The sequence below is a fragment of the Oliverpabstia sp. genome, from assembly GCF_022785585.1.
GTDB classification, from domain to species: Bacteria; Bacillota; Clostridia; order Lachnospirales; family Lachnospiraceae; genus Oliverpabstia; species Oliverpabstia intestinalis.
Genome location: NZ_JALFPR010000143.1, coordinates 1 through 5,497, shown reverse-complemented (window position 1 = coordinate 5,497; position 5,497 = coordinate 1). Strand labels below are relative to the sequence as shown.

Genomic DNA, 5,497 nt, shown 5'->3' with positions numbered 1-5,497 from the left:
GGAACATCTCTGTGATGATATTTATGTGATCCACAAAGGAAAGATTGTGCTCCACGAAGAGATGGATACGATTCTGGAAAAATATGCAGTGTTGAAAGTCAGTGAGGAACAGTATCGGGCAATGGATAAAAGGTATCTTTTAAAAGAGAGAAAAGATTTTTTTGGAATCGCCTGTCTTACGAACGAGAAGCAGTATTATATGGAAAATTATCCGAAAATCGTAGTGGAGAGCGGATCACTCGATCAGGTGATTCTTATGTTAACAGGAGGCGAGAGATGATGAAAGGAATCAGAGGGCTTTTGGAAAAGGATTTTCGGTTGTTTCTTCGGCAAGGTGGCAATCTTTTTCTGGTATTAGCAGTTGTAGCAATATTTTTTATACTCACGGGAAAAATGGGAGCTGACTTCATTGCAGTGTATATTCCATCTGTTATGGCAGTATATTCAGGTAATACGATTAGCTACGATGAAAATGGTCATGGATACACATATTTGTTTTCTTTACCCGTAAATAAAAAAATATATGTCAGAGAAAAATATATTTTATCTTTTATTATGACAGTATGTGGATGGTGCATTGGGGCAATCTGTGCAGGAATAGCCACGCTTATAAATCCTGAAGAAGTGTTAAATCTGGAAATGCTGGCAATGGAGCTGATCACATTCTTTGTGGTTCAGGCAGTTGCGGGAATTATGATTGCGATCCGACTAAGGTTTGAAGGAGAGAAGGGACGAATCGTGCTGCCGATCGCAATTTTAATTATTTTTGCAATTTGTTATACAATTGGTTCTTTTCTGAAGGCTAACCTGGAATTAAAAGAAAGCATTCTGAATGTGATAGGAGGAACAGGAGATCTTGAAATTGCGATTGCACTTATTGTGTTGAGTCTGCTTGTATGGTATGCTTCGTATAAGTATAGTATGAGAGTGATGAGAAAGAAAGAGTTTTAAGATAGGAATTGGCAAAAACGAAAAAACATTAACCATAAAGATACTTTTGTAACAGATGGAATCTTTGGAAATGAGTATCCGGAGCAGTTTTGCCAAATGACATGGCAAGTTATATAAAATCGTGTTACAATGGCTTTTGTCAGGCTACCTGGGACTATGGAAAATAATGAGAAAATGAGAGAAAAACAGGTAGCATAGAATCTGCGGACATTAAATAAAAAACAAAGGAAAGCGGGGGGATTTTTTGAATGCAGAGAGCAAAACACGAATGACGGAAGGAAGCATCTCCAGGAAAATTATATTTTTTGCGATTCCGCTGTTTATCGGAAATCTGTTTCAACAGTTGTATAATACAGCAGACTCTCTGATCGTTGGCAATTTTCTTGACAGTAATGCCCTGGCGGCGGTCAGTTCCTCGGGAAATCTGATCTTTCTGATGGTCGGATTCATCAACGGAATCGCGCTGGGTGCAGGCGTTGTTATCGCGAGGTATTATGGGGCGAAAAATAAGGAATATTTACAGAAAGCGATCCACACGACAGTAGCGTTTGGGCTGGCGGCAGGTCTTGCATTGACGGCGATCGGGATGTTTCTGGCGCCAAAGATTCTGGTGCTGATGGGAACACCGTCGGAGGTGCTTCCGCAGTCGATCGAATATTTCCGTACTTATTTTGCGGGTTCCCTTGGATTTGTCATGTACAATATTTTTGTCGGTATCTTACAGTCGGTCGGTGACAGCCGGCATCCGCTGATCTATCTGATCGTGTCCTCGTGTATCAATGTGGTGCTGGATATTTTCTTTATCGCAGGCCTTGGCATGGGAGTCGGGGCAGCGGCGCTGGCAACGGCGATTTCCCAGTTTGCCAGTGCAATTTTCTGTATGATTCACCTGATGCGGACAAAAGAAGAATATCGGTTACAGATCAGCAAGATCGGTTTTGACGGGCTCATGATGAAACAGATCATTCAGAATGGTGTGCCGTCCGGTTTTCAGAACTCCGTGATTTCTATCGCCAATGTTTTCGTACAGACTAATATCAATGCTTTTGGAAAAATGGCGATGGCAGGCTGCGGTTCTTATTCAAAGATTGAGGGATTTGCGTTTCTGCCGGTTACATGCTTTACGATGGCGCTGACAACCTTTGTCAGCCAGAATCTTGGTGCGAAGCAGTACGACCGTGCGAAAAAAGGTGCACGGTTTGGCATCCTGTGCTCCATAGTGATCGCGGAACTGATCGGTGTTCTGATCTATGTGGCGGCTCCGACGCTGATCGCGGCATTTAATGGAGATCCGGAGGTGGTACATTATGGTGTGATGCAGGCGCGGACGATTGCGCTGTTCTATTTTTTGCTGGCGTTTTCTCACTGTATCGCAGCAGTCCTTCGCGGCTCCGGTCATGCAGCAGTTCCTATGATCGTCATGCTCTGTGTCTGGTGTCTGTTCCGTGTCAGCTATATTACCGTTGCTGTGCACTACATTCCGGATATTCGTGTGATCTTCTGGGCATACCCGCTGACCTGGAGCATCAGCTCGGTGATTTTCCTGTATCTGTTTCTGCGTGGAAAGTGGGTATATGGATTCGAGAAAAAAAGATAAAACAGATAGTTTTATCACAGGTACTATAATTTTCAGAATTGAGGAAGAATGTTCGTATGCTAAATAAAAAAGAATTCTTAAAATACGCATCAAGATTAGCCTTTCCGATTATGATCCAGAATCTGATCGGAACACTGGTAAATATGGCAGATACAGTAATGCTTGGATATGTGAGTCAGACGGCTATGTCGGCATCCTCCCTTGCCAATCAGTTTACATTTATTCTTTTCTGTTTATATTACGGTATGGCAGCGGGAACATCGGTTTTATGTGCCCAGTACTGGGGAAATGGTGATAAAAAGACAGTAGAAAAGATACTTGGTCTGGCGGAACGAATCTCACTGATTGTTTCTGCTGTATTCTTTGCCGTCTCCGTTGCCATGCCGACTACTATTATGAAGATTTTTACCAACAGTTCGGAGACGATTGCTTCCGGTGGTGAATATCTGAGGGTGATTTCCTTTTCGTTTGTATTTATGGGATTCTCTCAGGTTTTTATGAGTGCCCTTCGAAGCATCGGGAAGATCATGCTGCCTTCTGTTACGTATGTAGTTTCTCTTTGCGTCAATGTAATCTGTAATGCCACTTTTATCTTTGGTTTGTTTGGACTTCCGAAGCTTGGTGTTACCGGAGTTGCTCTTGGTACGGTGATTGCCAGAATCGTAGAGGTAGTGATCTGTCTCGTTTACTCGTTACATAGTTCCGATGTCAGATTCCGGATAAAATACTTCTTTGCCAAAGCAGGTGTTCTGTTCCAGGATTTTATGAAGATCGCAACGCCGGCTGTGATCAATGATGTTGTCTGGAGCCTGGCCACTTCAGCATTTGCAGCGATCCTTGGTCATATCGGCGATGATATGGTTGCGGCAAATGCAGTTGCTGTTATGGTGGTAAATATTGGTGCCATCGCCTGTCGTGGCTTCTCCAATGCAACTACGATCATTGTCAGTCAGGAGCTGGGCAAAAACGGTGTTGACACAGCCAGAGAATACGGAAAACGCATGCTCAGGATCACAATTGTTGTCAGCCTGATCGGATGTGGTGTTATTCTGGCGATTCGCCCAGTGATACTGAATTTCTATCGTGACAAACTGACAGAGACCGCCATCTATTATCTTGGTGTCTTTATCATTATGACAACCTGGCGTCTTATGGGGGAAAGCATCAATACCTGCCTGATATGCGGCTGCTTCAGAGGTGGCGGTGATACCAGATTTGGAATGATTACGGATACGATATTTATGTGGCTTGTTGCAGTTCCCCTTACCTACCTGGCAGCATATGTATTCAAGCTGCCGCCGATCTGGGTATACTTTGTAATGACCCTGGATGAATTCGAGAAAATGCCGGTGGTATTCGTTCATTATATCAGAGGAAAATGGCTTACGAATATTACCAGAGATTTTGAGTAATCAGGGAACGGAATCATTATATAAAAGGAACAGTACAATGAAAACGGGCTGAATGGCATCTTCTGCTATTCAGCCCGTTGCTTATGTATCGTTTTAAAAAATTTTGTGGAACCAGGGGCATGTTTCAGGAAAGGATGTTATCCCTGAGCTGCGATTTATTCGATTCTTTCCTCGTCTGCCCCCGTTGGCTTCTTAAAGTGGCCGACAATTATTTGTACAAGAACCATGCCTCCGATAAATGTAAGAAGAAGGCCTGCCGGAATTCCTATACAGGCCAGAAGGAACGTTAAAGGGTCATCGTCGCCTTTCATTTTGTATTTGCCTCTTGGTGTCAGATAAACTTCGACATTTTTTTCGTCGCCTATGCTGACTTCCCGGTAGTAGGTACGTTTCCCTGTATATTTTATTCCATCCACTTCATACGAAAGCTTCGTCACATACTCGTCGTAATCGTCATATTCGTCGTCCGAACTCTTTATGTCATAATCGATAACACGGGCTGTGACCGTTCGAACATCCGTTGATTTCTTATATTCTATGCTGGATACGATTCTGTTAACACTCCATAAAAACAACCCTACAACTGCAAACAGGAATAAAAGACCTATTAGTACCTCACCTATAAAGTGTCCTGTTTTCCTTGATTTGTTTTTCATAGACAATCCCCCTCTCAGCTTACATGATCCTGCTTTGATTTTTGCAGTACACCGTTATCTATGATTATATTATCGGAAAAACAGAAAAGCTGCACTATCACTTGTGTCAGGATAATTTTTCCGCGCCATGGGTCAGTTATCTGAAGAAGGAATCGCAAAAAAGATCGCCGAACAGATCAGCGTGATCGCCTTTAAGGCGCCTCGCCTGCTTCGCATGGAAAAAGAATTCACACTGCTCCGGGAAGCCGCCCTCCGGGCATATCGGCAGGAGTATCCGAACAGGGAGCACTTCCTGAACAAATAGTAAAGAGAGGGGTATTAAGTGTTTTCGGGCAAGGGGATCGAGTTACGTTCCCGGTAAAAAGGAAAGCGCATATGCAAGAGAGTCGTTGAGATGAGATTTCATCATCTCGACGGCTTTTTCAATTTCACCATTCTGATACGCGTCGAAGATAGCCTGATGTTCCTCATCAATCCGTGACTGGATTCTGGTTTCCTGGCTGTACTGGTTGGAAAAGATGGAAATTCCGCTGCGTAGACGATCGGTAGACTCGGTGAGGCGGGAATTATTGCAGTAGCGGTAAAAGATGAGGTGAAATTCATCGGAACAGTGGTTCCAGACATTGGTGTCCCCGGCTGCAGCGGCTTTGCGGCCGTTTTCCAGAATCTGTTTTGCCTCGGCATTCGCATTTATCGTTGTAGCGTACCTGGCATACGCCATGATCAGTACACTTGGCGTAACCGTCTGGCTGATGATTCTCGGTGCGGTTGTACTGTTCGCACTCTACATCCTGATCCGCGTTTCCTACCTGAAAAAACAGGGACGTGATCTTGTAGCAGAACTGAAAGAACCATATGAACCTTGGGAAGCACGTGAGCGT

Annotated in this window: 6 protein-coding genes and 1 pseudogene; 5 read left to right on the top strand and 2 right to left on the bottom strand. The window is 43.8% G+C overall.

The window, feature by feature from the left end; translation table 11 throughout:
* The 4 genes and pseudogenes from MSA64_RS10125 to MSA64_RS10110 form a co-directional block, all read left to right on the top strand.
* A pseudogene (locus MSA64_RS10125) lies at positions 1-280 on the top strand (ABC transporter ATP-binding protein); the annotation flags it as partial.
* On the top strand, positions 277-951 hold the full coding sequence (locus tag MSA64_RS10120) for an ABC-2 transporter permease (protein ID WP_154431545.1): 675 nt from the start codon (positions 277-279) through the stop codon (positions 949-951). The pseudogene MSA64_RS10125 and the gene MSA64_RS10120, both read left to right, overlap by 4 nt.
* Before the next feature lie 268 nt (positions 952-1,219).
* On the top strand, positions 1,220-2,548 hold the full coding sequence (locus MSA64_RS10115; RefSeq protein WP_154431617.1) for an MATE family efflux transporter: 1,329 nt from the start codon (positions 1,220-1,222) through the stop codon (positions 2,546-2,548).
* Between the two features lie 56 nt (positions 2,549-2,604).
* Positions 2,605-3,960 (top strand): MATE family efflux transporter, encoded by a 1,356-nt coding sequence (locus tag MSA64_RS10110; protein ID WP_287891508.1) that lies wholly within the window; start codon positions 2,605-2,607, stop codon positions 3,958-3,960.
* 155 nt (positions 3,961-4,115) lie between these two features.
* Here the strand turns inward: MSA64_RS10110 and MSA64_RS10105 are convergent, their stop codons facing one another.
* Positions 4,116-4,616, bottom strand: coding sequence for a hypothetical protein (locus MSA64_RS10105; protein WP_287891507.1), 501 nt, complete (start codon positions 4,614-4,616; stop codon positions 4,116-4,118).
* 127 nt (positions 4,617-4,743) lie between these two features.
* On the opposite strand from MSA64_RS10105, the gene MSA64_RS10100 reads away from it, so the two are divergent.
* Entirely contained in the window at positions 4,744-4,920 is a 177-nt protein-coding gene (locus tag MSA64_RS10100; protein ID WP_022173002.1) for a DUF6553 family protein, read from the top strand.
* A 42-nt stretch (positions 4,921-4,962) separates the two neighbouring features.
* Here MSA64_RS10100 and MSA64_RS10095 read toward each other — a convergent pair whose 3' ends face one another.
* Entirely contained in the window at positions 4,963-5,337 is a 375-nt protein-coding gene (locus tag MSA64_RS10095; protein WP_287891506.1) for an FCD domain-containing protein, read from the bottom strand.
* Positions 5,338-5,497: the final 160 nt, after the last annotated feature.

What these genes read in the sequence shown, in the direction of transcription:
- MSA64_RS10120 (WP_154431545.1), top strand. Translation starts at nt 277, where the DNA reads ATGATGAAAGGAATCAGAGGGCTTTTGGAAAAGGATTTTCGGTTGTTT.
- MSA64_RS10115 (WP_154431617.1), top strand. Translation starts at nt 1,220, where the DNA reads ATGACGGAAGGAAGCATCTCCAGGAAAATTATATTTTTTGCGATTCCG.
- MSA64_RS10110 (WP_287891508.1), top strand. Translation starts at nt 2,605, where the DNA reads ATGCTAAATAAAAAAGAATTCTTAAAATACGCATCAAGATTAGCCTTT.
- MSA64_RS10105 (WP_287891507.1), bottom strand. Translation starts at nt 4,616, where the DNA reads ATGAAAAACAAATCAAGGAAAACAGGACACTTTATAGGTGAGGTACTA.
- MSA64_RS10100 (WP_022173002.1), top strand. Translation starts at nt 4,744, where the DNA reads ATGGGTCAGTTATCTGAAGAAGGAATCGCAAAAAAGATCGCCGAACAG.
- MSA64_RS10095 (WP_287891506.1), bottom strand. Translation starts at nt 5,337, where the DNA reads ATGGCGTATGCCAGGTACGCTACAACGATAAATGCGAATGCCGAGGCA.